The sequence below is a fragment of the Shewanella pneumatophori genome (genome assembly GCF_023283895.1).
GTDB lineage: Bacteria > Pseudomonadota > Gammaproteobacteria > Enterobacterales > Shewanellaceae > Shewanella > Shewanella pneumatophori.
The window spans coordinates 200,667-227,475 of the sequence record NZ_JAKILB010000005.1 but is presented as its reverse complement, the minus strand read 5'-3'; the positions used below and the strand labels follow the sequence as shown (position 1 = coordinate 227,475).

The 26,809-nt window shown below is 43.3% G+C and carries 21 protein-coding genes; 16 read left to right on the top strand and 5 right to left on the bottom strand.

The window, feature by feature from the left end:
• Positions 1-52 precede the first annotated feature (52 nt).
• On the top strand, positions 53-463 hold the full coding sequence (locus L2740_RS09835) for a hypothetical protein (protein WP_248949968.1): 411 nt from the start codon (positions 53-55) through the stop codon (positions 461-463).
• Between the two features lie 56 nt (positions 464-519).
• Here the strand turns inward: L2740_RS09835 and tyrS are convergent, their stop codons facing one another.
• Positions 520-1,716 carry a tyrosine--tRNA ligase gene (gene tyrS, locus L2740_RS09830; RefSeq protein ID WP_248949966.1) on the bottom strand — a complete coding sequence of 399 codons (1,197 nt, stop codon included), beginning with the start codon at positions 1,714-1,716 and terminating at the stop codon, positions 520-522.
• Between the two features lie 127 nt (positions 1,717-1,843).
• On the opposite strand from tyrS, the gene L2740_RS09825 reads away from it, so the two are divergent.
• Together L2740_RS09825 and L2740_RS09820 are read left to right on the top strand one after the other, a co-directional pair.
• Positions 1,844-3,253, top strand: coding sequence for a peptidoglycan DD-metalloendopeptidase family protein (locus L2740_RS09825; RefSeq protein ID WP_248949965.1), 1,410 nt, complete (start codon positions 1,844-1,846; stop codon positions 3,251-3,253).
• Between the two features lie 70 nt (positions 3,254-3,323).
• On the top strand, positions 3,324-4,433 hold the full coding sequence (locus L2740_RS09820) for an anhydro-N-acetylmuramic acid kinase (protein ID WP_248949964.1): 1,110 nt from the start codon (positions 3,324-3,326) through the stop codon (positions 4,431-4,433).
• 64 nt (positions 4,434-4,497) lie between these two features.
• Here the strand turns inward: L2740_RS09820 and L2740_RS09815 are convergent, their stop codons facing one another.
• Positions 4,498-6,648 carry a winged helix-turn-helix domain-containing protein gene (locus L2740_RS09815; RefSeq protein WP_248949963.1) on the bottom strand — a complete coding sequence of 717 codons (2,151 nt, stop codon included), beginning with the start codon at positions 6,646-6,648 and terminating at the stop codon, positions 4,498-4,500.
• A 328-nt stretch (positions 6,649-6,976) separates the two neighbouring features.
• Here L2740_RS09815 and L2740_RS09810 point away from each other — a divergent pair, with 328 nt between their 5' ends.
• The 6 genes from L2740_RS09810 to L2740_RS09785 all read left to right on the top strand — a co-directional run bounded on the left by L2740_RS09810 (position 6,977) and on the right by L2740_RS09785 (position 16,020).
• The gene (locus L2740_RS09810; RefSeq protein WP_248949962.1) at positions 6,977-9,748 is read left to right on the top strand and encodes a TonB-dependent receptor plug domain-containing protein; all 2,772 of its coding nucleotides are present in this window, start codon (positions 6,977-6,979) and stop codon (positions 9,746-9,748) included.
• 88 nt (positions 9,749-9,836) lie between these two features.
• Positions 9,837-12,344: an alpha/beta hydrolase family protein gene (locus L2740_RS09805; protein ID WP_248949961.1), complete on the top strand. Its 2,508-nt coding sequence runs from the start codon at positions 9,837-9,839 to the stop codon at positions 12,342-12,344.
• Between the two features lie 180 nt (positions 12,345-12,524).
• Positions 12,525-14,006, top strand: coding sequence for an alkaline phosphatase (locus tag L2740_RS09800; protein WP_248949960.1), 1,482 nt, complete (start codon positions 12,525-12,527; stop codon positions 14,004-14,006).
• Positions 14,007-14,220: 214 nt separating this feature from the next.
• Positions 14,221-14,916, top strand: a complete 696-nt coding sequence (gene aqpZ / locus L2740_RS09795; RefSeq protein WP_248949959.1) for an aquaporin Z — start codon at positions 14,221-14,223, stop codon at positions 14,914-14,916.
• Between the two features lie 136 nt (positions 14,917-15,052).
• Entirely contained in the window at positions 15,053-15,433 is a 381-nt protein-coding gene (locus L2740_RS09790; protein ID WP_248468962.1) for a DUF2750 domain-containing protein, read from the top strand.
• A gap of 86 nt (positions 15,434-15,519) precedes the next feature.
• A complete protein-coding gene (locus tag L2740_RS09785) occupies positions 15,520-16,020 on the top strand; it encodes a hypothetical protein (protein ID WP_248949957.1) in 501 nt (166 codons plus the stop codon).
• 72 nt (positions 16,021-16,092) lie between these two features.
• Here L2740_RS09785 and erpA read toward each other — a convergent pair whose 3' ends face one another.
• Both erpA and L2740_RS09775 read right to left on the bottom strand, forming a co-directional pair.
• A complete protein-coding gene (erpA, locus tag L2740_RS09780) occupies positions 16,093-16,443 on the bottom strand; it encodes an iron-sulfur cluster insertion protein ErpA (RefSeq protein WP_202288449.1) in 351 nt (116 codons plus the stop codon).
• The gene (locus tag L2740_RS09775) at positions 16,436-17,239 is read right to left on the bottom strand and encodes a DUF6776 family protein (RefSeq protein ID WP_248949956.1); all 804 of its coding nucleotides are present in this window, start codon (positions 17,237-17,239) and stop codon (positions 16,436-16,438) included. Before L2740_RS09775 ends, erpA begins: the two co-directional genes overlap by 8 nt.
• A gap of 71 nt (positions 17,240-17,310) precedes the next feature.
• On the opposite strand from L2740_RS09775, the gene L2740_RS09770 reads away from it, so the two are divergent.
• The 7 genes from L2740_RS09770 (at position 17,311) to L2740_RS09740 (ending at position 25,740) form a co-directional block, all read left to right on the top strand.
• Positions 17,311-19,020, top strand: coding sequence for a chloride channel protein (locus L2740_RS09770; RefSeq protein WP_420833523.1), 1,710 nt, complete (start codon positions 17,311-17,313; stop codon positions 19,018-19,020).
• Positions 19,021-19,610: 590 nt separating this feature from the next.
• Positions 19,611-19,931, top strand: a complete 321-nt coding sequence (locus L2740_RS09765; RefSeq protein WP_248949953.1) for a c-type cytochrome — start codon at positions 19,611-19,613, stop codon at positions 19,929-19,931.
• Positions 19,931-21,157 (top strand): sulfite oxidase, encoded by a 1,227-nt coding sequence (locus L2740_RS09760; protein ID WP_248949952.1) that lies wholly within the window; start codon positions 19,931-19,933, stop codon positions 21,155-21,157. The genes L2740_RS09765 and L2740_RS09760 overlap by 1 nt, the downstream gene beginning before the upstream one ends.
• The gene (locus L2740_RS09755) at positions 21,157-21,540 is read left to right on the top strand and encodes a cytochrome C (RefSeq protein ID WP_248949951.1); all 384 of its coding nucleotides are present in this window, start codon (positions 21,157-21,159) and stop codon (positions 21,538-21,540) included. The genes L2740_RS09760 and L2740_RS09755 overlap by 1 nt, the downstream gene beginning before the upstream one ends.
• Position 21,541: 1 nt before the next feature.
• Complete coding sequence (locus L2740_RS09750; protein WP_248949950.1) at positions 21,542-21,952, top strand: c-type cytochrome; 411 nt, start codon at positions 21,542-21,544, stop codon at positions 21,950-21,952.
• Between the two features lie 175 nt (positions 21,953-22,127).
• On the top strand, positions 22,128-23,219 hold the full coding sequence (locus L2740_RS09745) for a glucosaminidase domain-containing protein (RefSeq protein ID WP_248949949.1): 1,092 nt from the start codon (positions 22,128-22,130) through the stop codon (positions 23,217-23,219).
• 364 nt (positions 23,220-23,583) lie between these two features.
• Positions 23,584-25,740: a TonB-dependent receptor gene (locus L2740_RS09740; protein ID WP_248949948.1), complete on the top strand. Its 2,157-nt coding sequence runs from the start codon at positions 23,584-23,586 to the stop codon at positions 25,738-25,740.
• Between the two features lie 88 nt (positions 25,741-25,828).
• On the opposite strand, the gene lgt is transcribed toward L2740_RS09740, so the two are convergent.
• Positions 25,829-26,644 (bottom strand): prolipoprotein diacylglyceryl transferase, encoded by an 816-nt coding sequence (lgt, locus tag L2740_RS09735; protein WP_420833522.1) that lies wholly within the window; start codon positions 26,642-26,644, stop codon positions 25,829-25,831.
• Between the last annotated feature and the right edge of the window lie 165 nt (positions 26,645-26,809).

Here is a 26,809-nt window from a genome sequence, read left to right as displayed (position 1 = left end):
TTTTAGTATTCATCTGTCAAAGTAGTAGGAACTTTGTAAGCTGTAGGTTGTTATGAGAGTGCTCAATGTTATCCGCACCATTTTGCTGTTATCCCCACTAGTTTGTAACTCAGTATTTGCAATTGAGCAGCCTATCGTGGTGTCTTTTGCTGATCAGCCCATCAATACCTTTAATCAACAACTGAAACAAGCGCAGCTGCAGCACAGAGGCTGGAGCAAACAACCAGAAACGATTTCAGCCCATTATGCTGGCGCTAACTTTAAAGTCGCCAAAATAAAACAATTTCAAGGTAAGGTGCTGACTTATAATGTAAGTGCTGCTGATGCAGAACATCCAAAGATGCTATTAATACTTTCGCTGCAAAAGCAACAAAATAACTGGAAGTTAGATGGGGCTAGGTTGACTTGGAAATGCAAAAACGGCCAGCATTTTAGTACTGACCGTTGTTCAATTAGCCACTAACAAGCATGTTGTAGTCAATGGCAAAGCTAGCAGGTTATTGCTAGCTTCTAGGTAAATTAAACCAAAGTGATTTTTGCGAACTTACGCTTACCCACTTGGAATACTGCCGAAGTACCCGCAGTCAATTGTAGACGAGTGTCTTCAATCTTATCGCCATCAATCTTAGCCGCGCCTTGCTTAATCATACGCATTGCATCAGATGTCGAGCTCACAAGTCCTGCTTCTTTTAGCAAGTTTGCAATCGCAATACCTTCGCCAGCAGCAATCTCTAACTCTTGGATATCGTCAGGGATATTGCCTTTTTGGAAGCGACTAATAAACTCTTGATGCGCAGCTTCTGCAGCAGCTTCATCGTGGAAACGTGCGATGATCTCTTTTGCTAGTGCAATTTTAACATCACGTGGGTTAGCACCCGCTTCAACGTCAGCTTTAAACTGCTCAATTTCGCTCAATGGACGGAAAGATAGTAGCTCAAAGTAACGCCACATCAACACGTCCGAGATAGACATGATTTTACCGAACATTTCGCCAGCAGGCTCGCTCACACCAATATAGTTGTGTGCAGACTTAGACATCTTCTTAACGCCATCTAAGCCTTCAAGCAATGGCATCATGATTACTGTTTGCGGCTTTTGGCCTGCAGACTTTTGTAATTCACGGCCCATTAATAGGTTGAACTTCTGATCTGTACCACCTAACTCAACATCAGACTCCAGTGCTACTGAGTCATAACCTTGCAGTAATGGGTACATAAATTCATGGATAGCAATTGCCTGACCTGAACCATAACGCTTTTTAAAGTCGTCACGTTCCATCATACGCGCAACCGTTTGCTGTGATGCAAGACGGATCATACCAGCAGCGCCTAATGGCTCTAACCAAGTAGAGTTAAACTCGATACGCGTTTTAGCTGGGTCTAAAATTTTAAACACTTGCTCTTTATAAGTTTCAGCGTTTGCTAAAACCTGTTCACGAGTCAATGGTGGACGCGTGCTGTTTTTACCACTTGGGTCACCGACCATACCAGTGAAGTCACCAATCAAGAAGATCACTTCATGACCTAGCTCTTGGAAGGTACGCATCTTGTTCAAAATCACAGTATGACCAAGGTGAATATCAGGAGCGGTTGGGTCAGCGCCGAGTTTAATTTTTAACGGGCGACCTTCTTTCAACTTCTCCAGCAAGTCCGCCTCGAGTAATATCTCGTCGGTGCCACGTTTTATTTCTGCTAATGCTTGCTCTAAATCAGCCATATTGGCGCTTACTCCTGGGAGCCTAATCAAAAAAATATGGGCACTCATGTTACTTGTTAGCAAGCACAAATGAAAGTGTGTACACTAAAGGGATCACTAAGAAAGAGTTAATTTGGTATCAAGGTCAATGGGAAAGGTTATAACTTTATTTAAATTACTGCCAAAATTACATCAAATGCTCTTATGCGGTTTAGTTTTTGTCACGTTAATTATTATCTTTATGCCATCAGAAGATGTGCAGGCATCAAAACAAACCCCTTCATCAAATGGCGAATATGACGTTAATACACGTTACAGTGTGCCATTAGCTTTTAGAGAGCCGACTCCCCCATCAGCAACATTAAGTGAATCAACACCCGCAGAGCGTAATCGCAAGCAGCCACTCGTGCCAAGCGCAGCTAAAGAGAGTGTTACCGCCACAGAAGAAAAAGTTGAAGCTCAGCCACCAGCGCCCAAGCTTAACGAAAAACGTTTTCAGGTAAAAAGCGGCGATACGTTAGCTGCACTATTTGAGCGCGCTGGATTAACAGCAAAAGATGTTTATGACGTCACTCAGCTACCTAAAGCGAAGAAGAACCTACTTAAAATCATGCCAGGGGATAACTTAGTTATCGCCAAAAATGAACAGGGCAAACTCGTCCAGCTAAGGTATCACCTCGATAAAATCACCACGCTTATTGTTGATAACGGCGCTGATGGCTATAAAGAGTCAATCGTTAAGAAAACCGTTGAGGCACGTTCAAAATTTGCCAGCGCTACCATTGAAAATAACTTTTGGAATGCTGGTGTAAATGCCGGGCTTACGCCGAATCAAATCATGCAGCTGGCCACCATTTTTGGCTGGGATGTCGATTTTGCCTTAGATTTGCGTAAAGGCGATCAATTTTCAATGATCTTTGAAGAAGAGTTTGCCGATGGTGAGTTTCTAAAAAACGGTAATATTCTCGCAGCTGAGTTTATTAACCAAGGCGACCGTTATACTGCTGTACGCTACAAAGACGGCACTTATTATTCAGAAGATGGCCGCAGCATGCGTAAAGCCTTTTTACGCTCGCCAGTCGACTTTAAATATGTCAGCTCAAGCTTCAACCCACGTCGTTTACACCCTGTTACAGGCCAAGTTAGAGCCCATAGAGGTGTAGACTATGTGGCAGCTGTTGGTACGCCAATTAAAGCCGCTGGTAATGGCCGAGTCATTAAATCAAGCTATAACCAATATAACGGTAACTATGTGTTTATTAAGCACAACGACACCTATACAACCAAATATTTGCACCTAACTAAACGTAACGTCAAAACCGGTCAGTCAGTTAAACAGGGGCAAATTATTGGTACGTTAGGCTCAACAGGCCGTGTAACCGGACCGCATTTACACTATGAATTCATTGTAAATGGTGTTCACAGAAACCCACGCACCATAAAACTGCCAAAGTCTGATCCAATTGCGAAGAAAGAAAAAGCCCAGTTTGCTCAGCTCAGTAAGACAATGATGGCTGAATTAGCACACCACAAGCAGGTACAAATTGCAGCGCATTAGCGCTGCAAGCTCTTAGCTAATCTTACTCATCTTTTATCCATGACAAGACTCACTTAATAGGTCTGATACTATGCAAAACAGTTATTACGTTGGCTTGATGTCTGGCACCAGCATGGATGGTGTTGATGCCGTATTAGTCAGCTTTAACGGTGATACACCGACACTTGTTGCATCCCATACAGAAGCATTACCTAAAGCATTACTTGCAAGCCTACAAAAGCTTTGTCTACCGGGTAACGATGAAATTAATCGCCTAGGTCATTTAGATAGAAGCATGGGCATTTTATTTGGCAAAGCCACCAATACATTGCTTGCAAAGGCTAATGTCGATAAATCTCAGGTCATCGCGATTGGCAGCCACGGCCAAACAGTGCGTCATATGCCAAACCTTGAGATGGGCTTTACTCTGCAAATTGGTGACCCTAATACCATAGCGGTAGAAACCGGGATCAACGTAATTGCCGACTTTAGACGCAAAGATGTTGCCCTTGGCGGCCAAGGCGCACCTTTGGTACCTGCGTTTCATCAACATGTTTTTGCCAACCCCAACCATCAACGGATCATCTTAAATATTGGCGGAATAGCCAATATCACTTATCTACCGGGTAATAGCGAAGCTGTAACCGGTTTTGATACAGGGCCGGGTAACGGCTTAAGTGATGCATGGATCCAGCATCAACTCGGGCAAGCGTTTGATAAAGATGGTGAATGGGCAAAATCCGGCACAACAGATCAAAAAATGCTACAACATTTATTATCGCACCCGTACTTTGCCCTAGCAGCACCTAAAAGCACTGGCCGAGAGCTATTTAACCAAGCTTGGGCTGAGCAGCAATTGTCAGAATACGGTTATCTCAATGAAGCAGATATTCAGTCCACCTTATTGGATTTGACTTGCTACAGTATTGCCAATGATGCACTTAAGCTATCAGACAATGGCGAGATGTATGTTTGTGGCGGTGGTGCATACAACAAAGAATTAATGCATAGGCTACGCAAGCTACTGCCAAATTATAAAGTGGTGACCACTTCTGAGCTTGGCATGGATCCACAATGGGTTGAGGGCATTGCATTTGCTTGGCTTGCAATGCGCCATCACTTAGGTTTGCCTGGCAACCTACCAGCAGTGACCGGAGCATCTAGAGAAGCGGTGCTTGGCTCATTCTATCCAGCTAACTAAAGCAGCTTATGCTGCATCAGCACTAAAACAGAAGACCGAGTACAGAAGCTCCAGCACAAGCATTCTAATACAGCAGCTTGTGCTGGAGCTTTATCACATCACGTTTATAGTTTTGCGATAAAGTCATCAGCAAACTATTACGATTAGCGATATAAGTCATTGCACCAGAGCGCGGAATACTGCCTGAAGGAAGTTTTAAAATAGGCGTAATCAATCCTGTGTTAAAACGCCAAAAATTAACCAGCTGATAACCTTGGCGGTTTTGCCTGAAATACACGCCCTTATCATTAGTCGCCCAATTATAGCCTTCACCAAAATGACTATCACTTATCAGCTCTTTCACCTGTTCAGGTTGAGATAACGACAATACCCACAAGCCACCTTTTCCAAGCTGAGTAAACACTAACTTATCTTGGCTAATCATCTTCCCTAAGCGCATATTAATTGGACTAATCACTTTGGGTAAACGGTTATCAAGGTAAAACTCGGTTATACCGTCTTGGCTGCGAGCTAACACCATTTCATCGTTCCAGCCCCAGCTTGGTCGGTTATGGTCTAAATAAGGCGTTGCCAGAATACTTATATTGGCGGTTTTCATATCCAGTACATGAATCTTATTGCCTTCGTTTTTATCATCTGGAGCGAGAAAAGCGACTTTGGTACCGTCATGAGACCAGCTAGGATAAGCCACGCGGCGCTTCAAATCTGTATGCTGGCGGCGCTGCTCACCTTCTATATCACTACTCCAAATCTCGTTAAAACCCGTTTCATTAGACACATAAACTATTCGCTGAGTCTGTTCAGAGTAATCAGGGTTGCGATAACTGTACTCAACTTGTAATAGCGGAAAGGTCGCAGTGGGAATAGACTGCTCAAGCGCAAATGACGCGACACTGTAATCACGCATATAATTTGAATAAACCAACTCATCGCTATTAGGGATAGAGCGCGGATAACTCATACCCTCGACCTCTAATGGCATAATTTGAACATCATCGATACCAACAATATAGCCGTTACGTACGCCTGAGTTTTCGGTGCTAAATATCAGCCGCTCACTATCTTGGTGCCAACTAAGACCTCTTATATCCTCAAGACCTGAGGTTAAACGTCGCTCTTCACCAGTATCCACATGCACAATGAAGATATCTTCAGAAATATTACCGAACCGCCGTGCGATAGCGAGCCACTCACCATCAGGACTGAAAGCAACATCTCTATCGCGATAACTACAACCCTCAACGCAAGAAAGGCGTTTAGGCGTGGGGTTTTCTTGCTCGAGTGATAACTCATAAAGACCTGATCCAGCGCCCTCAGAACCGTCCCAGATATACACTAAGCGACTGCTATCAGGGGAGATATCGATAGCAGAGCTATAGTTATAGCATTCGGCCAATTTACTGGCTTCGTTACTGTCTAAACTTAGCTTAGTTAAATAGCAGCGGCCTTCACTACGATGCTCGGAGCCATAATACAATGCGCCGCCATCTGGGCTCCAAACTGCTCTTATCTCTGAGGTTTTTGTCGAAGTTAACCGCTTTGGTGTTTCGCTAGGGTTTTGTAGATCTTTAAGATAAAGGCTTGAATAACGATTACTACCACGGCTGCCATAAACTAACCAGCGACCATCTGGTGATACAGCAGGATAAAGCTCAGAGCCAGCAGCTGTAGTCAAATTCTGTTTAAGTGTTGGCACGTAACGAATACTGTCTTGATATAAGTGATAACCCCACGCAGCGACCACTGCAAGTAACGCGATTACCCCACCTAATTGCAGCTTGCGGTTAAGTGCAGTTAAGCTTGAAATTTTAAGTTCCGCCTGTTGAAACAGATCAAGATCATCAACTAAATCTGCTTGATTGAATTGCGGCTCTATCAGCAAACGGTAACCCATTTTCCGCACTGTCTCGACAGCCTGCTCGCTATCATTTCCTCTATTAAGTTGTTTACGTAGGTGCCATATTGCATTTGTGAGCGCCTTGCTGCCTACATAGCTATTGCCCTCCCAAATGTTTTCTATCAACTCTTCGCGAGTCACCACATTTGGATACTGCCGCGCAAGGTAACTGAGAACCTCAATGAATTTGGGCTGAATAGAAACCTTTTCGGCGGCATGATTTTCATCGTCAACTTGATAAAAGTTCAAGCTATTATCACTTGGATTGACTTCACAGAGCCCTAAGCGAAACACCGCCTCTTTCCTAATTTCTACCATTGAAACTCCACTCTTCACTGCAACGCCTACCTAGAAATTACATCTATTCAACATAGATAAAGGCTATACCAACAACTAAAAACATACACTAACAAGATGATAATTAAAACAATAGATATTAAATAGACAAATAAACAACATATAAACGACCCTGCGCACATTGCCCGCAAATAACAAATTACTTACAACTAACCTCAGTTGACAACCAGCTGCATTGTATTTGGAAAATCGACAGTTTCTGCCCCTGGAATGATCCGCTTAAATCTGAAGATGTCGTGCGCAAACAAGATTAGGCGTTAACAAAATTATAAAAAAGGACAGTAATCAAATGAAACCTAACATGAACCTTTCAGCGATAAGCTTAGCCATCAGCATGGCGGCGCTGACCCCCACAACTTTGTTTGCGGCAGAAGCAGCAGACAAATCACATGCCAAAGAAGAAATCGAAAAAATCGAAGTTACCGGATCACGCATTAAGCGCGCCGACTTTGAAGGTGTTGCTCCAGTTACCGTTATCACCGCCGATGATATTGCCAATAGTGGCCTTAATTCAATTTCAGAAGTACTGCAGTCATCAGTTGCTAATACCGGTGGCTCACTTAATGGTGAGAGCGATGGTTTCACTGATAGTGCTAGCTCAGTAAACCTACGTGGTATGGGCGCTAACCGCACCTTGGTTTTAATTAACGGCCGTCGTCAAGCCTCATTCCCTAGTGCAGCAGGCGGCACTTCAAACTTTGTCGATGTATCAGATATTCCAACAGCTGCTGTTGACCGTATTGAAATTCTTACTGGTGGCGCCTCAGCCATTTACGGTTCAGATGCGGTTGGTGGTGTAGTTAATATAATTCTAAAGCAGCGGTATGAAGGTGCTAAAGTCGCTGCTAAGTATACCGACCCAACTCAAGGCGGTGGTGAGCAGCTAGACCTGTCTTACCTACAAGGTTTTAATACCGACCGAAGCCAAACTTTATTAATGCTTGAATACAAAAAAGTTGAATCGATCCAAACTTACCAACGTGATGATCTGTATAGCCCTGCTTACTATGAAAATGAAGATGGAGAACTTACCTGGGGCGCGGGCCCTTATGGTGATGCTTCGCCTTCAAGTTGGTCTTCAAGAATTACCGATTACAGCAAGGTTTATCACGACGAGAAATACGTCAACTTAGATGAGCAACAATGTAGCGAACTATTTGGAGATAAAGGCATATATCGACCAGATTACAAATACGGTTGTTACTACGATAAGTACGCTGACCGCGGCCTCAAGTCGGCTTACGATCGGGTAAACCTAGTACTAAACTCAACCTATGATTTGAATGATGACTGGCAGATCTACGGTATGATCAACGCTTCTTACAAAGAGTCGACTAAGTATAAAGATGAAAAAGGTTTTGGTAGGAGTATTTACCAAGATGAAGCTACCGGCGCACTAAGTTACGACAAATATGAATTTGAAGATGACAACCGCTTCTACCTGGCTCGTAGAATGGAGGAGTATCCAGGACCACGTACTTATGATACCCAAAATACTAAAGCGGCTATCTCATTTGGCGCAGATGGCACTATAGGTGATTATGAATTAGATCTATCTTGGTCAAGCAGCTACAACAAGTATGAGAAGCAAAACCATCACATGGTTAAAGCTGATGCCCTACTTGATATTGTCACCTTTGATCCAAACGATGCCGATCCTTCTAAATGGTATCCAAATCGCCAAATGACAGCAGAACAAGCTAATATGCTGATCGCTGATTCAACCAAGAACTCAGATTCGAGCATGCATCAATTCCAAGCAGTATTCACCGGTGATTTAATGGAACTGCCAGCAGGCACTGCTGGTTTCGCGACTACTGCGGAATGGGCGCGTGAAAGCTATGAAGACACCTTAGACGAGGTTACCATGAGCGGTGGTTTAATCGGTATGGGTGGCACCGGCGGTAAGGGGGATCGCGACCGCGTGGCCGTTGCTGGTGAAATCCAAGTGCCTATTCTAGCTAATATGACTGGCGTTAAATCATTAGATTTATCTGCGGCACTGCGTTACGACCAGTATTTAGATGATTCAAATGTTGATGGCGCAACTACACCACAAGTAGGTCTTTCATACCGCCCTATTGAAGAAGTCATGATAAGAGCTAACTGGGGAAAGAGCTTTAGAGCCCCTGATATGCACCGCTTATATGCAGGCCTGACTCGAGCATACGGTTCAACTTCATATCCACATCCAACCATCCCTGATGAAGTGTATGAAGATAATTACAGCAGTATAAGCTCTGGCAACATAAACCTTGAAGAAGAAAAAGGTGAGTTCTGGAACTTAGGTCTTGTGGCAAACATTACTGATAATGCAGATATCTCAGTTGACTGGTGGAACATCGAACTTGAAGGTGCAGTTAAAACGATTTCTACTGACGAAATGTTAGATGATGAAGCTAAGTACAAGCAAACTGGTAACTACAATAACTGCGATGAAATGGACATTGTCGGCTATTTAACTGAACTTGATGATGATGGCATTGAAAATATTGCCTGTATGCGTAAAGGCCCTATTAACAGCGCTTATGAAGCATCTGAAGGTATCGATACTAGCTTTAACTACCAGTTCCCAGAAACTGCTGTAGGTGATTTTAAGTTTAAAGTTGCCGCCTCATACTTAATCAAGAAAGAGTACCAAGAGCGTGTTGATAGCAAAATTGAAGAGCAGACTGAAACCGATTACTTCCCTAAATGGAAAGGTAACGCCAGCTTAAGCTGGAGCTATCAAGATTTCCGTGCAACCGTTGCTTACTTCTACACCGGAGAAGCAAAAGGAACGGATACCTTTACTCTCATAGATAGTGATGGTGACGAGTATGAAGAAGATGATTACACCGACACATTAGATGCATATCAAGTAGTCAACATTACCTTGGCATATTATGCACCCTGGGATGGTAAATTCACCGCAGGTGTTAAAAACCTAACCGATGAAATGCCACCTTTATATGACGTTCGTAACGACAAGCATAATGACTGGCCTTTCTACGAAGATGACAACAGTAGCTATTCAAATACTGGTCGTAGTTTCTTTGTTGGCTACTCACAAAAGTTCTAATCTGGTGTAAACCTCCAATCACCACCAGAAGCTTAGCGCCCATCTCTGGGCGCTTTTTTTACAGTTAGCTCTATGTCAGGAGATAAGAATGTCTCGAAGCTCGCTCTTAAAGTTTGCCCTGATAGCTATTTGCAGCCAGTTATTAACTAGCAATGCAATAAGCAGCACCTATCAATTACCTAGCCAACCACTGCAAAATGTCGTTGAGCAAACAAAAAATGTTAGCACTCGCTTATCACAAGATAAACAATGGCTCGCAGTACTAACTCCCAGAAGCCACTTGACGATTGAGAACTTAGCAAGCAACGAACGTAAGTTAGCCGGCCTTAGAGTATCGACAGACTCTCTCACCCCAAGCCGAATTAAATATACCTATTTAGCCATAGAGTTAGTTAATTTGCATGACGCTACTACGGCAACCATTAATGTACCTCTACGCACGGGAATGCAGGTTGCAAATGTTAACTTTTCACCCAATAGCCGCTACTTAAGCTATGTAGGCTTAAATAAAAATAGCGCTGACCTTTATATTTATGATATCGAAAAGAATCAAACAACCAAGCTCAACCCAAGCCGATTAAACGCCACATTAGGGCTTAAATATATCTGGAGTAATGATAGCCAAGGTATATTTACCAACCTCGCGCTAACAACAAATATCGAACCAAATACTCAATTAACCTTTAGCCCCAATATCAGCCAAACCTCAGGTAAAAAAGCGCCGCGTCGCACCTATCAAGATTTATTAAAAAACTCGCAAGATGAGGCTGAGTTTTCCGCCCTTACCACCAGCCAACTGAGCTTCATTAATTTAGATGGTAATGTTAGCGCTATTGGCCAACCAGCCATTAATATCAGCTACAGTTTATCGCCAGATGATAAATACTTATTAGTCAAACGCGTAAAGCCGCCATTTTCTTACATGGTTAAATACTATGATTTTGCTCAAACCGTTGAGTTATTTAGTAGCGATGGAACTAAGCTAAAAAACCTCGCCAACCTTGAGAGTAGTGAGTATCGCGCCCCAGGGAGTGACTCGGTAAGAAAAGGTCCGCGAATGATCCACTGGCGCGCAGATAAACCTAGCACTATAGCGTTTGTACAAGCACTAGATAAAGGTGATAGCCGCCTAAAAGTTGCCTACAGAGATCAGCTATTACAACTTAATGCCCCTTTTAATCAACAGCCAACGCCGCTGACAAAAACGCCTTGGCGGATAAGAAGCATTCAATGGGCAGAGCAGAATACTGCTGTGATAACCGAACGCCAATCTGATAAAAAGCAGATGCGTGTTAGCTTATTAGATACAACTGAAAAGAGTAACCAGCAACTCTCACTTTGGTATCAAAAAGCAATCCGCGACAGCTATAAAGATCCCGGCCGTCTATATAGGCAACCAGCCAAGGTCAATGGCCAGCAACTCGGGCGTGTCGTAAAGCAACATAACAATGCATTTTTACACTATGGCTTAGGCGCATCACCGCAAGGATTCAAGCCTTTTCTAAAAGCCTTGCCTATTAGTAAAAATACCGCTTTGGTTAACGAGAGTCAGACTTTATGGTCATCATCGAATAAGCAGCTCGAAAGCATTAAGTACATAGTTAACCTTAAGCCATTAACCGCAATTATTAGCAGACAGACCGCTGATACCCCGCCTCGATTAGTCATGGTTAATATCGAATCAGGCCAAGAGCGTGACTTGTATGAGAACAAACAAAATCTCAATGCCTACAAGGGGATGACAAGGCAGTTGGTTAACTACACTCGTAAAGATGGCCAGCCTTTATCTGGGATCTTATATTTGCCTGCTGGTTATAAGAAAAGTGATGGCCGCTTACCTGTTCTTATGTGGGCTTACCCACGAGAATACAAAAATGCAGAGGTTGCTAGCCAAGTAAACTATTCAGCCAACCAATATCAAAATATTAGTACTAAGGGCCCAGTTCCATTTGTGGCTAACGGCTACGCTATTTTTGATAAAGTCGCGATGCCAATTATTGGTGAGGGCAACGAAAAGCCGAATGATAGCTTTAGAGATCAACTCGTTGCCAACGCCAGTGCCGCCATCGATACCTTAGTCGATATGGGCGTAGCCGACAGGAAGCGAGTTGCTATCGGCGGCCACTCATACGGTGCATTTATGGTCGCAAATCTACTTGCGCATTCCGACCTTTTTGCTGCAGGTATTGCCCGTAGTGGCGCCTATAACCGCTCACTGACTCCTTTTGGATTCCAGCATGAAAAACGCAATTACTGGGAGGCCCCAAGTCTGTACCAGCAAATATCACCATTTACTCATGCTGATAAAATCGATGAGCCTTTACTGCTTATGCACGGCGAAATGGACTCGAACTCAGGAACCTACCCAATGCAATCGGCTAGATTGTTTAAAGCAATACGTGGCTTAGGTGGCCAAGCTCGGCTAGTGACATTCCCCTATGAAAGCCACAGCTACAAGGCTAAAGAGTCAATTATGCATATGCTCTGGGAGCAAGAAAGCTGGCTTGAGCAACACCTTAAACAGCCAACATTGGGTAAAAGCGATAGTGCCTTTGGCCAACCAGGTCTAAATGAAGCTCAAGTGACGTTTCATTAATCGTGAACAGATCCAAGCGATCACGCTAAAAGCAGTGGCGACTTAATCCAAGTTGCCACTGCCTCATCAATTTACAACACCTTATCTAGAGCGGAGCCACTGCTACATATAAAAGTGATCGAGAAACAGTGGTGATTGCAATGTCTAAAAACAATTACATAGAAATAGGAGTCTACACCTATGACAAACTCGGCAAATTCTTTTCCAATAAAGACGGTTTGTTCGGCACTATTATCATGCGGCCTTATTTCAGGCTTGTTAGCAAATATTGCCATCGCGCAAAACCAAGACGTTAATTCGCTCATCGACTCACAAGTGCATACCCAAACAGATACAGACCCATTCTCTCCCGTAATCGCTGCTGAGTATCTGCCTAAAAATATCATCTATTTAATTGGTGATGGTATGGGGCCAGCCTACACAACAGCATACCGCTATTACAGTGATAACCCTCAAACTAACAGAGTTGAGAAAACCATTTTCGATCAACTGCTTGTAGGTATGTCGAGCACTTACCCTGATGATGACACTTATGTCACCGATTCCGCTGCTGCGGCAACCGCACTTGCCACCAGCTATAAAACTTATAATGGCGCGATTGCAGTTGATCACCAGCACGGCTCTTTTCCAACCATATTTGAAATAGCTAAAGCTCAAGGCAAAAACACCGCTATTGTCGTGACCTCACAAATCAATCACGCGACACCGGCAAGTTTTCTAGCTCACAATGAAAGCCGTCGTAACTACGACCAAATAGCAGATAGTTATTTAACTAACCTTATCCAGCAACGTCCAGTCGCGGATCTTATGTTAGGTGGAGGTACGCAGTATTTTGTTCGAGAAGATAAGAACTTAACTCAAGATTTTCAAGACTTAGGTTACCAATATGTCAGTAAACTCAGCGAGTTGAACAGTATTGATAACTTGCCCGCTCTTGGATTATTCGCCCCTAAAGGCCTAGCTTCAGCCATAGAAAGCGATGATCCTTTAAGGCTGACGACGATGACAGCTAAAGCGCTAGATTTATTAAGCAAACAAGATGCGCCGTTTATTGTAATGGTTGAAGCAAGTCAAATTGATTGGTGCGGCCACAGTAACGATATCACCTGCGCTATGACTGAAATGCACGACTTTAGCAAAACACTTGAACTCGCCAAGCGTTATGTCGATGCCAATCCAGATACGCTATTAGTTGCAACCGCCGACCATTCAACAGGCGGCCTAACCCTTGGCAGAGATGGCACATATCAATGGCAAGGCCAATTACTGCATCAGGTACACAGCTTACCTCGTACCATTTCCAAACTGATTATTAACACACCTGATGTACTAAATGATTTAAATACATTTAGCACTTTTTTACGTCCACATATCAGTATCGATATCGAAGATAAAAAACTCGATAGTTTGCGTTGGAAATTAAATTCACGTCTCACTCAGCATAAAGCAGAGCAACACATCACCGACGACCTAAAGCAAGCTATTGATAAATTGACCTATACTGGATGGACAACCGGAGGTCATGACGCAATCGACGTACCCGTTTACGCCTACGGCAAAGGTGCACTGTACTTTAGAGGGCATAAAGACAATACCGAAATCGCGGCAACCTTGATTCAAATGGTACAAGACGAGGGCTATAAGCAGACTTCTTCGTTCTAATCCGAGTAACTATCAAGCCAGTAAACTAAAAGTTCACTTTACTAACTGTGCAGATAAAGATTAACTTAAACGGCTACTTATTTAGCAATCCATTGAGTTTAGAGTATATTTAGCTAACGACTTATCTAGCTACAAAAGAAGTAACAATGTCTTATTTTAATGTTAGCGCGCAACAATAACTAAGCCGCTAATTTAAAGCACAAGGAACTGTTATATGAATATGACGCAAAAAATGACTGCCGAGTTTATCGGCACACTTTGGCTAGTATTAGGTGGTTGTGGTAGTGCCGTCTTAGCTGCAGCATTTCCAGAAGTCGGCATCGGCTTGCTCGGTGTTGCTTTCGCATTTGGCTTAACGGTACTGACTATGGCCTTCGCTATTGGCCATATTTCGGGTTGTCATCTCAACCCTGCGGTTTCTATCGGTTTGTGGGCCGGTGGTCGCTTCCCAGCGTCAGAATTACTGCCTTATATTATTGCTCAAGTTACCGGAGGCATCGCCGGTGCAGGCATTCTATACCTTATCGCATCAGGGCAAGATGGCTTTAGTTTATCTGCTGGGTTTGCATCAAACGGCTATGGTGATCACTCGCCAGGAGGCTACAGTTTAACTGCGGCGCTAATTTGTGAAATCGTAATGACGATGTTTTTCTTAATCATCATTCTTGGTGCAACCGATTCACGGGCACCTAAAGGTTTTGCGCCAATTGCTATTGGCCTTGGCTTAACCCTAATTCACTTGATCAGTATTCCAGTGACTAATACTTCGGTCAATCCAGCCCGTAGCACAGGCCCCGCTCTTTTTGTTGGAGATTGGGCTACCTCGCAACTATGGCTATTTTGGGTTGCTCCCATAATCGGCGCCATTATCGCCGGCGGTATTTACAAAATCTTTGATGCTAAAGAATAGGTCACAAGCAAAATAACAGAGCTTAATTAAGCTCTGTTTTCTTTTTCAATAGTCACCTAGATGTTATTATCCGTCTCAATCGGCGCGCTTTGATTATTTCTAGGCTCGCCTCATTTACTATTAAGAGATGTAAACCATGAGCAACAAAAGCAAAACACTTAAGCAAGTTACTGAAATGACGCCAGAAGCTCGTTACGACTACCTAGTTGAACAAGTGAAAGAACACAAAACATTGTGGTCATTACAGGATTTAGACGGTTGTGTTATGTTGACCACAGAAGAGGAAGATTGTATTCCTATGTGGCCAACTGAAGAAGCTGCTGCTTCATGGGCTGTGGACGACTGGGCTGATTGCCAAACTTTAGCGATTCCTGTTGATGAATGGTTAGAGCGTTGGGTTCCAGGCATGCAAGATGATGATTTATTCGTTGCAGTATTCCCAGTACAAGATGATCTAGGTGTAGTGATCCCACCTTATGAGCTAGAAGAACGTTTAGCTCCTAAAAAGCGCCACTAATTATCAAGACCCTTTGATGGCAGGCCATATTCGCTTGCCATCTTGGTCTTTTTATCTGCTAATAAAACTAAAAAGAGAATAAAAAAGTGGATAGTGAAAAGCCTGTCATCCCCGAAAAGTCTGCAACTAGCAATAGCTCCCACGATACTCAAACCTCTAATAGCACCGCAGAAGCCCCAACTGAAAAAATCAACATGCCCAAGCGTCTTATCGCCCTGCTCATCTTTTTAGTGGTGATTTCTATTAGTGGCTTAATGGCTAAACAAGGCGTGCTATTTTGTATCTTAACTCTGTTTATGGTGCTAGCAATTATCGGTAAACAAAAAGCTGGCTTGCTAATGCTAAGAGTTTATACCTCTCTGCAATTAGCCATCGCGAGTGCCTTGCCCATAGTGCTGCAAGATCCAGATAACATGGTGCCTTCTGAGCCATCTAGCTATGCCATTGGTAGCTTTAGTATGCAACTACCTGATTGGTTTGTATTTGGCGTACTTATCATCATATCATTTGTACAAGTTTGGATAGCCTTTACCCCTAAGGTGAGCCGCTACTTTAGCCGCGCAATAAACCTTAATATCATGCGTTAAACATCGATACCTGAGTTTATTGCACAAAAAAGCCGTCATAAGACGGCTTTTTTAGTGCTTAATCAATATCAATTAAACAGAGAAACTTGCACCACAACCACAAGTTGTTGTTGCATTAGGGTTCTTAACGAAGAAACGCGAACCTTCAAGGCCAGACGTATAATCTACTTCGCCGCCAACAAGGTATTGTAAGCTCATTGGGTCAACGACCAACTGAACACCTTGCTTCTCTACCGTGAAGTCGCCTTCGTTTACTTTCTCATCGAACGTAAAGCCATATTGGAAACCTGAGCAACCGCCACCTGTTACGTATACACGTAGCTTAAGTGCGTCATTTTCTTCCTCATCGAGCAAGGTTTTTACTTTTGAAGCCGCCGCATCAGTAAAACGGATTGGCAAAGCATCTTCAGCTTGTTCAGTCATTACTACCTCTTACATCTGTTTGCTGTGCAGAATTATCTAATACCTGACCATTTTGTTCAAGTAATATGCCCTGCTCTTTTTCATCCACAAGTAAATCTTGTGCGCTATATTCCTGTTCGGTTTGTGAGCCCTTGGTCCAACGGCTGGCAGGAACAATCACTTTGGCCTTCACTCTAGATAAGCTAAAGCCTTCTGGCAATGTAAATTCGCCATCTAAGATCTGAAAATACCTAAATTTGAATTTAAACGAGTCGTCAGTCAAATCTGCCAGTTTAAGGTTAACGGTTTTGCCGTCTTGTAAACCCACTAATGTAATTTCACCGCGCCCTGCTAGTGAACGCTTACGCTTCTCTAACTGAGTCAGTACTAACTTGATACGATACTGACGCGGCTCAATACTTGGTGCTAGTTCTAGGCCATTAATCGCCACACCATCAGCACTATTTTCTGGTGCCATCACACTGCGGTAAAAGGCCAATTCTCGGGCTAATTCATTATTCTTAGCATTTTGTTCAACAAACATAGCTTGCATGTTGCCGTTAGCTTCTCGCTCAACCGCCAGCTCAATATTGCGCGCCGCTAGCGTCTGCGCTTGTTCCTGTAATTGCGCGATATATTGTTCAGATTTATCAAGCTTAACTGCCGCTTTCGGTAAATAATGTTGCTTTGCAAGATCGTAACTTAAACCACCTAAAACAAACGCTACCAGGACTAAAAACAATAAATAAACACTTGAGGGTCTAATTTGTCGTTCAACCACTTGCATGCGATCGACCCAACGATGATAATTTGACATTAAGTAACAGTCCCTTAATAAAAAAGCTTACATTGTCCACCAATGTGACAAACAAAATTTTGGAAATTTCTGTGCACCAAGCAATTGTTAACAAGCGAGCGCAATTTCAAAAGTACTTTCACAGCGACCTTAAAGACATACTGTCTCAATCTAAGGTGAGTGTGCAGTTGTGTTTGCTTGCGCTGCTGTTTGCGCTATTTGCATCTGGTGTCATTCTTCTTTTCCGTTTACTTCTGGTTTGGTGCGACACCTTCACCAAAACCCAAGAGCTGAATTTTACGGATATCATCGATGACTGGCGAGTATTATTACCGCTTTTAGGTTCATTTTTAATCTGGGGTGTCGCAAAAATGGGATCTCAGCGCTATAAACGTATGGGTATAGCTTATGTGATCCACAGAATGAAGCTGCATTACGGCAAAATCCCACTGCAATCTGCTCCCGGTCAATTCTTTCAAGCCTTGTTTGCACTGGCTACCAACTTCTCGGTAGGTCGAGAAGGTCCAGCGATTCATTTAGGCGCAGTCAGCGCCAGCGTATTAGCCGAGAAATTTCGCTTGCCCGATAATAGCGTGCGAGTAATGTGTGCCAGTGGTATCGCCGCAGGTATCGCAGCCATTTTTAACGCTCCACTTGCAGCGGTTATCTTTGTCTTTGAAGTCGTGCTGCGCGAATACAAGATCCACTACTTCTTCCCTATTATGCTGTCGGCTATTTGCGGTGCCTTAACCAGTCAGATGGTATTTGGTGACGTGCACGAATTTGAGCAAATTGGCGCTGAAGTCATTCCCCTAAGCCAATATCCGCTACTGGCTATTTTTGGAGTAATACTGGGTTGTGTTGCCGCTTTCTTTAATACTAGTTTGCTTAAAGTAACTGCAATAGGCCAAAAATGGCCTTTGCTTAACCGGCTGCTATTAGCCGGAGCGATAACAACCTTAGTCGGTTTAGTGTTGCCACAAGCTATTGGTAGTGGTGAACTTGCCATTGCAGAAACCATCAATCAGCATCCGAGTATTTTATTTTTATTCGCCATATTAATTGGCAAAGTAATTGCGACAATTGCAGCCATAGGCCTTGGGATCCCCGGCGGATTAATCGGCCCACTATATGGCATTGGCGCATTACTCGGCACAATATTGGCTTTGATCAGCGCAATATTTTTTCCAAGTATTGCGCCCTATATCGGCCTTTATACCATCATAGGCATGACTGGGATGATGGGCGTTTGCTTAAGTGCGCCTCTCGCGGCTCTTGTGGCGTTAATTGAACTCACCAATAACGCCTCGATCATCCTACCCTCAATGTTTGTGGTTATCCCGGCATTTTTGATTTCCCATCAAGGGTTTAAAACTAAGTCGATTTTCTTCAAACAATTAGAAATTATGGGCTTAGGCTATAAAGTCGCCCCGGTCAATCTTGGCCTACAAAAGGTCGGGGTTCGCCACCTAATGGATAAACGCTTTGTGATAGTTAATGATAACGACCAGCTACTGTTAGAAGTGCTTAAGCGCGCAGAGGGACGTTCAGTGTTGGTGCGTAACGGTAGTGGTGAAATTGAGATGTTGCAACTGCAATTACAAACCCGCGATGAAGACAGCACACTGACAAGGCATCCGGTGCAGGGGCTAGCTGATACAGCAACCTTAAACGAAGTGTACCTATTGCTAGCCAAAGAGCGCCGCGGCGAGGTGTATATCTATCAGCAATCACCAAAAAATATCGTAGGAGTGATTAACTGGATGACGCTGCAGAAAGAGATCCGTTCAGGCCAAGTATAAAAATAGACACGAGTATTTTCGAAATGAAGATCAGTTCAGGCATGATTTAACTTCTCGCCTTGGTTGTTAATGTTCAGTGTGCCTGCTTTAAAAAACGCCAAGATTAAACATATTATTAAAATCAAGGTGACTTAGTCCACCAGCCTACCACTGCAAAAGCTTAACAAGATAGGTGTTCAACAAATAAACATGGTGGCTAAATTATCAGCCAAACATAGCAGTACAACCTAAATCCAGCATATTCAATACCATAGCCCAATAATCAAACAACAATCACACCACAAATTCATCAACACCAATAATTAGTTTGTTAAACACTAGATTCGCAAAAAATCGTTCTAAAAATTAGGTTGTTTCACAACTTTTTAGAATTTTTTACAGGCTAACGGTCACACTTTTCTGTAGTTTTACGAACTCAATCGCCTTCTTTTGCGACAAAACGAAAAGATGCATCTGTTGGCCTTGATAAAAAAACGTTGCAGGGTCGTGACTTGGTAAACGCACTATCAAGCTCTATGCACAGATAAGGCGAGTTCTTTTGAAGTCGCTACTGGCCAAACGTAAATAACATTACCCGATAAGGGCACCTAATGAGTGTATTAAAAAATAAAATAGCAGCACTAGTCGTGATATCTGCATCAATGGTTGGGTTTTGCAGCCAAGCATTCGCAGAGGACTATCAAAAGCTGCTCAACATGTGTATCGCATGTCATGGAGTTGATGGGAGCAATGAATTCGACTCAATCCCTAATTTGAAGGGGCAAAACGTGCAGTACATGGTTGGACAACTAAAAAACTTTAAAGCAGATAAACGCCAAGACCAAACGATGAGTAAAGTTGCTAAATTGCTAACACAAGAGCAAATGCAAGCAATGGCAGTTTATTTCAATACCGGGAAGGAGCAAGACTAATGGCTATCGATAGACGTAAATTTTTAAAGGGCGCTGCGGCGACCTCTGTAACAGCCATGCTGCCGCTTAACTGGGCCTTTGCATCAAACCGCCCAGACGGTATTGAACCAATGGACGTATCTGCGGTTAAATGGAAAAACGTTGATGACTTACCAAGTCACTTTAAAGTATTAAACTCAAGCCCGCTAAATGCCTTCCCACCTGAGCATTTACTTGCCCCAGTTAAAACCCCAGCTGATGTAGCCTTTATCCGCTGGAATGGTCAAATGCCAGAATTCGACAAAATCGATCCTGATACTTGGGAATTTACCGTTGACGGTGAATCAATCGAAACCCCAAAAACCTACACCATTGCTGAACTGAAAAAGAAATTCAAAACCCACACTCAACAGTTAGTACTTGAATGTGGTGGTAATAGCCGTGAGAACTTCTATCCAAATGCCAAGGGTAACCAGTGGAGTAATACTGCGGTATTCTGCGCGGAATGGACCGGCGTACTGATTAAAGACGTACTAGCTGACTGTGGCGTGAAAAGCGATGCGGTATATACCGCTCACTATGGTGCAGATAAGCACATTAGTGGTAAAGGCGCTGCAATTTCGCGCGGTGTGCCAATCGATGCTGCCATGAATGAAAACGGCATGATTGCTTGGGGCATGAACGGCGAAGACATTCCATACATGCACGGTTACCCGCTACGTATCGTATTTGGTGGCCGTCCAGGCTCTGTTTCTCAAAAATGTGCAACAGGTATGGGTGTTCGTGACCGCGTACACGATGGCAAGAAAATGGAAGCCCCTGCTTACCAAGTGCCAAAATTCCCAGTTGCTCCAGGTGAGAAAGTCGCAAATAAAGACTTTAAGATTATCGAAGAGATGATTGTTAAGTCGTTAATCACTTCGCCACAAACCGGTAGCGAAATGAAGTTGGGCAAGACGCTTTCAGTCAGCGGTCATGCATGGGCTGGTATGCGCGATGTAGCCAAAGTAGAAGTGAGTTACGACTACGGTACCACTTGGCAAACCGCGTCACTGACTAAACCAGTGAACCCAACCGCGTGGCAGCAGTGGAAAGTCGATCTTAAGTTACCACAAGCTGGTTACTACGAGATTTGGGCTCGTGCCACAGATACCAAAGGCGACTCTCAGCCAATGGTTCAACCACAATGGAACCCGAAAGGTTACCTATTTAATGGCTGTCACCGAGTGGCAGTAAGGGTCGTATAATGACAAAGACTCTATTTACGGCAAGCTTGCTTGTCTTAAGTTGCCTTTCACCAGTTATGGCTGCAGAAACAGCCAAGAGCTACCCTGTCGATCCTGAGTCAGGCCTGATTATGGCACCGGGCTGGGAGATGGTGAACTATCAATGTAATGCTTGCCATACTTCATTGATTATTCCGCAAAACAAAGGTAACCGCGAAGTTTGGCGCGATACGATTCAATGGATGGTCGATACCCAAGGCCTGTGGGACTTGTCTGACACTTGGGATCCTGTGCTTGATTACCTATCAACTTATTATAATGAGACAGGTATCGACATGAAGATCTTTAGACGTAAGCCTTTGGATAGCGAGCAAATGCCACCAATGCCAGGCGAGGAAGGTTAAGATGCATAATCGTTTTATTAAGCAAGTCTTAGCAACCAGCTTGATCTGGGCTACATCTGTCGGCGTTGTTATGGCTAATGTTGATACGTCTTTTAAAGACACCCTTGCAGTTAAGGGCCTTAAACTTGACGCCAGCACATTAAACTACCAAGCAGATGCAAGCAAAGGTGAAGCACTCGCTAACCAACGTTGTATTGCCTGTCATGGTGATGCAATGCTAAAAATGATGACCACTTACCCGGACATCAAAGGGCAAAAAGCCGCTTATTTGTTTAAGCAGCTAGTTGAGTTTAAGCGTGGTGATCGTAGCGATCCGCTAATGCAAGCCCAAGCGGGAATGCTGTCTGAAACAGAAATGAAAGATGTTGCTTATTATTATTCAACGCAAACTGCGTCGGACCTAAGCAAGTAAACTATCAAAACACTTGTTAATTCAGCTATTCATAAAAGCCTAAATGCCGATATGCATTTAGGCTTTTTACTTTCTACATCACTAAAAGCCAAATACCGTTAAACCAAACTGTTAATGAAGAACAGTGTAAATTAGGCTAAGTTTAAACAAGATACCCTAAATTTTAGGACGGTTTATGCTTAAAAAGCCCCAGACACTGATTGCCCTTGCAGCGCTTAGCCTAACGCTCATTTTATATGCCGCTAATTCACAATTTAATCCAGAAGGCGGCGGCAATAGAGTCGTCTATAATGAGCAAAAACCGTCTGATAACGAACAAGATAAAATCACTACGAAACACAGCAGCAATAGCAATACCGAGAAAGTAGCAGCTAAAGATCTTGCTACACCAGCAGGTTCAGAGGCCACACAAAACAGCTTTACTAAGGTGTCAGACGAGCGCCCAACCAAAGCCGCCAAAGATATTCGCGTCAACTCCCTCGACGAGCTAATGACGCTATTTGATTCTCTCAATTACAATACTAAAAGCTGGCAAGAGGGTAACCGAGAAGTCCCTCGTCTCACCTTTGAATCGGTTAGCGAGCGCTGGCAAAAGACATCAAACCAAATCCCAGTACAGCAAAAGAAAATGGTGTTTTTCCGCTTACTCGCGCCGCTGATTCTGGTTGCCAACGAGAACATTTTGTTAGAGCGTAAACTTATCGCCGAAGCGCCATTAAACGACGCAATTTTGCAAAAAATTGCCTTTAAATACAAAATAACCAAAGACGACAACACAGCGCTGACAGAGCAACAACGGCAAGCCTTGTTAGAGGAAGTGGATATCATGCCGCCATCGCTGGTGCTGGCTCAAGCAGCAGAAGAAAGTGGCTGGGCAACGTCGCGCTTTACCGTTGAGGGGAACGCATTTTTCGGTCAGTGGGACTTTAGCGGCAAAGGCATGATCCCCAAACAACAACGTAAAGAGCTGGGCAACTACGGCTTAGCCCGCTTTGACACGCCCCTCGCCTCTGTTGAGGGCTACATGCTTAACCTTAATACCAATAACGCCTATAAAAAGCTTCGAGAGTTACGCGCAAAACTGCGAGCAGAAAATAAGCCAATAACAGGCATGGAACTCGCTGGCACCTTAGATAAGTACTCTGAACGCGGCCAAGCCTATATTGATGGCATACGGCAGATGATTAGCTACAACAAGCTAGATCAAGTCGATGAAGCTTATTTAAGTGACGCTGCGCCGCTGCATTTAATCCCTAGACCTGACTAAGTAACAGCAGCATTCACATAAGGTATTTAATTAAACAGTTAAATACCTTACTTTTTATTACTTGCAAACTAGGGCTACAGGGTAAAAACTCAGCAATACTGCATCAAATGTAACTAAATAGATAATAAAGGCTTAATAAAACCTTAACTGCAACACGAGGGTTACATACATAGAGACCTATCTCACACTTCAAAAGATCTGCAGTACAATGTTTGCACTTAGCATGGACATCACTTATCCCCAGCTTTACCCTGAAAAACACTAATCATTATCATTTACATTTGTGGGTAAACACGCTAGGAACCAATTTCCAATGGAAGGAAACATAAAACATAACAGTGTTTCCACTTAAACGGGATCTTTCATGCAGTTTAAGAACTCCATTATTGCGCTATCAATCACAGCCGCGATTACTCCAAACTTAGTTGTCGCACAAGACAGCGATATCGAAGTCATCACTGTCACTGCAAGTCGAATGGATAAGCCGGTCAGCGCGATACCGAACACGGTAACGATTATCGACCAAGAGCAGTTAAATGAACAACTTAGAACCACTCAAGACCTCTCAACTATTATCGGTAATCTGGCGCCAAGCTTTTCGCCTAGCCGCCAGAAAATGAGTAATACTGGTGAGACTTTACGCGGTAGGACGCCGCTAATTATGATTGATGGTGTTCCCCAATCAAACCCTCTTAGAAGTGGTGGCCGCTCAGGGCAAACCATTGATCCAGCCATGATAGAACGTATTGAAATCATACACGGCGCCAATGCGATGCACGGACTTGGTGCTCAAGGCGGTATTATTAACTACATAACTAAAAAGCCCAGTGGTGATAGTGAGCACCATGTCAGTTTTGATGTCACGGTACCCAACAACCTTGAGTCTGATGGCGTGAGTTTTGGTACCAGCTATAGCTTCTCGGGTGAATCAGAGCACTTAGATATGATAGGCGCGGTAAGCTATCGTAATAACGGTGTTTATTACGATGCAAATGATGACATGATTGGTGTCGATACCACCCAAGGCGAATCAATGGATAGCCAAAGTATGGACTTCTTCATCAAGCTTGGACATAACTTTGACAACTCACGCCTTGAGTTAATGGTTAACCATTACAACATGGAAAACAATGGCGACTATATGGCCGTGACAGGCGATAAAGAAAATGACATCCCGACTGGCGCCATCAAACAAGAACAACCTTGGGACGCTGCAAATAATCAAGTCACGACAACGAGTTTAACTTATACCCATGAAGATGTTGCTGGCCAACAGCTTAACTTACAGTTTTTTAATCAAAACTTTGAAGCTGTCTATGGTGGCGGTTGTTGGTCTGACTTTTATGACCCAAGCATGGAAGGCAGTGATCAAGTTACCGTATGTGGAACCGGCACCAACGGTGAATCTCTTTACTATGAGCAATCACGAAACAAGTCTGTAAAATGGGGCATGAAGGCCTCTCTGATGGCAAATAATATCGCTGATTCTGGCGTTAGTATTGCCTATGGTTTAGATGTGTTTCGCGACACGACTGAGCAAGATATGGTGATGAGCGGCGTATCTTGGGTACCGGAAAGCACCTATGACAATATCGCACCATTTGCGCAACTAGATTATGATCTCATTGAAAACCTAACCCTTTCTGGTGGTGTGCGTTATGAGTATGCCAAGCTTAATGTCGATGACTACAAAACCATGTATGGTTACGGGAACAAATATGTTGAAGGCGGTAGCCCCGATTTTAATGAAACACTCTTTAATATTGGTGCGTCTTACAAAATAACCCCTGCACTGCGGGTTTATACTAGCTTTAATCAAGGCTTTGGTATGCCAGATGTAGGACGAGTCCTGCGCGATGGCGATAACTTCCAAGGACCGAATCCAAGCATTGAAGATACCCTCGCACTCGATCCTATTGTTACTGACAACATTGAATTTGGCGCAGACTATCAAGGAGAGTATTTTACCTCTAAGATAGCTTATTACCGCTCCTCAAGTGACTATGGTGCACGTATGGTCGACAAAGGAGATGGTAGCGGTTCATTTGTAATTAAACGTGAGAAAAGCTTAATTGAAGGAATAGAAGCCAGCGTTACAGCCTATATTGGTGATAATGATGATGTTGGAGTCAACCTTGCCATTCAAAATGGTGAATACGACTCCAATGGTGACCAGAGTGTAGATACAGATCTCGACGGCGCCAATATCTCTCCAAATCGTATTAACCTATTCTGGAACCACAATTTCGACAACGATATTTCGACTCGTATTCAAGCTAATTTCTATATGGATAAAGACTTTAAAGACGAGAATAACAATGTATACGCAAACTTTGATGGTTACACCACAGTTGATGCATCAATTGCCATTCCGGTATACAGCGGCACATTAAGTATCGGAATACAAAATCTATTAAATGAAGACTATTACACTTATTACTCGCAGACTGTAGGCAAAGATACCCGCTATTTTAAAGGCATGGGGCGCACGGCAACAGTAGGTTTTAGCTTGCCGTTCTAACCCTGTTATCATATAGAATTAAAAACTAACCAATAAAAAAGCCGTTAGCACACGCTAACGGCTTTGTATTAATTGATCTTTGTAAACGTTATGCTTTCGCCTTTCTCGCATAAGGCAAAATAAGCAGTACTATTCCCACAACTAAGAATGGAATACTCAGTAACTGGCCTGCACTGAATGTCCACGTATCGGCGTACACCGCTTGCTTCACTTTCACCATTTCAATTAAGAAGCGAGAACTAAACACTAGCACTAGGAATAAACCAAAAATAGCGCCATGCTTTTGCTTCATATCAGTCAGTTTATAGATAGCCCACAACAAGGCAAAAATCGACAAGTAAGCAATGGCTTCATATAACTGCGCCGGATGACGCGGCAACATATCTACCCGCTCAAACACAATTGCCCAAGGCACATTACTAGGTAGGCCGAGGATTTCTGAATTGACAAAATTAGCCATGCGCACAAAGAAGCCAAATATCGCCGTGGCAATTGCTAGTCTGTCTAACAGGAATAAAAACGGTAACTTCACCTGACGCTGGTAATAGTACAGAGCTAAAATCGCCCCTAAACCACCGCCGTGACTGGCTAAGCCACCTTCCCAAATAGCGAGTATTTTTATTGGGTTACTTAGATAGTAAGCTGGGTCATAAAACAAGCAATGGGCTAAACGCGCACCAACAATAATGCCCACAACGCAATACATTAACAGGTTGTCTAATGATTCAACCGGTAGACTTTCTTTAATATAAATGCGTTTCATCACTTGAAAACCAGAGGCAATTGCCAACGCAAATAAGATGCCGTACCAGTGTACAGTTAACCCCATAACGCTAATCGCTACGGGATCGATATTCCAAATAAAATGGTCCAAACTAAGCCTTCCAAATGTATTGTTGTGCATCGAAAATATGATAAGTCATGCGCAGTTTTACCCGTCAACACACTCTTTGGCAAGGTTTTCGCAAAATTAGCGGCAACAGAATGTTTCTGCCTACGTATATAAGTCTAAAATCGGCATGATTTAATCCAATGTTCTGTGCTTGTATTATTTATCTAGCCATTAGAT

Bases quoted from the DNA above. Each gene is read 5' to 3' on its own strand.
- L2740_RS09835 (WP_248949968.1), top strand. From the start codon at position 53: ATGAGAGTGCTCAATGTTATCCGCACCATTTTGCTGTTATCCCCACTA.
- tyrS (WP_248949966.1), bottom strand. From the start codon at position 1,716: ATGGCTGATTTAGAGCAAGCATTAGCAGAAATAAAACGTGGCACCGAC.
- L2740_RS09825 (WP_248949965.1), top strand. From the start codon at position 1,844: ATGGGAAAGGTTATAACTTTATTTAAATTACTGCCAAAATTACATCAA.
- L2740_RS09820 (WP_248949964.1), top strand. From the start codon at position 3,324: ATGCAAAACAGTTATTACGTTGGCTTGATGTCTGGCACCAGCATGGAT.
- L2740_RS09815 (WP_248949963.1), bottom strand. From the start codon at position 6,648: ATGGTAGAAATTAGGAAAGAGGCGGTGTTTCGCTTAGGGCTCTGTGAA.
- L2740_RS09810 (WP_248949962.1), top strand. From the start codon at position 6,977: ATGAAACCTAACATGAACCTTTCAGCGATAAGCTTAGCCATCAGCATG.
- L2740_RS09805 (WP_248949961.1), top strand. From the start codon at position 9,837: ATGTCTCGAAGCTCGCTCTTAAAGTTTGCCCTGATAGCTATTTGCAGC.
- L2740_RS09800 (WP_248949960.1), top strand. From the start codon at position 12,525: ATGACAAACTCGGCAAATTCTTTTCCAATAAAGACGGTTTGTTCGGCA.
- aqpZ (WP_248949959.1), top strand. From the start codon at position 14,221: ATGAATATGACGCAAAAAATGACTGCCGAGTTTATCGGCACACTTTGG.
- L2740_RS09790 (WP_248468962.1), top strand. From the start codon at position 15,053: ATGAGCAACAAAAGCAAAACACTTAAGCAAGTTACTGAAATGACGCCA.
- erpA (WP_202288449.1), bottom strand. From the start codon at position 16,443: ATGACTGAACAAGCTGAAGATGCTTTGCCAATCCGTTTTACTGATGCG.
- L2740_RS09775 (WP_248949956.1), bottom strand. From the start codon at position 17,239: ATGTCAAATTATCATCGTTGGGTCGATCGCATGCAAGTGGTTGAACGA.
- L2740_RS09765 (WP_248949953.1), top strand. From the start codon at position 19,611: ATGAGTGTATTAAAAAATAAAATAGCAGCACTAGTCGTGATATCTGCA.
- L2740_RS09760 (WP_248949952.1), top strand. From the start codon at position 19,931: ATGGCTATCGATAGACGTAAATTTTTAAAGGGCGCTGCGGCGACCTCT.
- L2740_RS09755 (WP_248949951.1), top strand. From the start codon at position 21,157: ATGACAAAGACTCTATTTACGGCAAGCTTGCTTGTCTTAAGTTGCCTT.
- L2740_RS09750 (WP_248949950.1), top strand. From the start codon at position 21,542: ATGCATAATCGTTTTATTAAGCAAGTCTTAGCAACCAGCTTGATCTGG.
- L2740_RS09745 (WP_248949949.1), top strand. From the start codon at position 22,128: ATGCTTAAAAAGCCCCAGACACTGATTGCCCTTGCAGCGCTTAGCCTA.
- L2740_RS09740 (WP_248949948.1), top strand. From the start codon at position 23,584: ATGCAGTTTAAGAACTCCATTATTGCGCTATCAATCACAGCCGCGATT.
- lgt (WP_420833522.1), bottom strand. From the start codon at position 26,644: ATGCACAACAATACATTTGGAAGGCTTAGTTTGGACCATTTTATTTGG.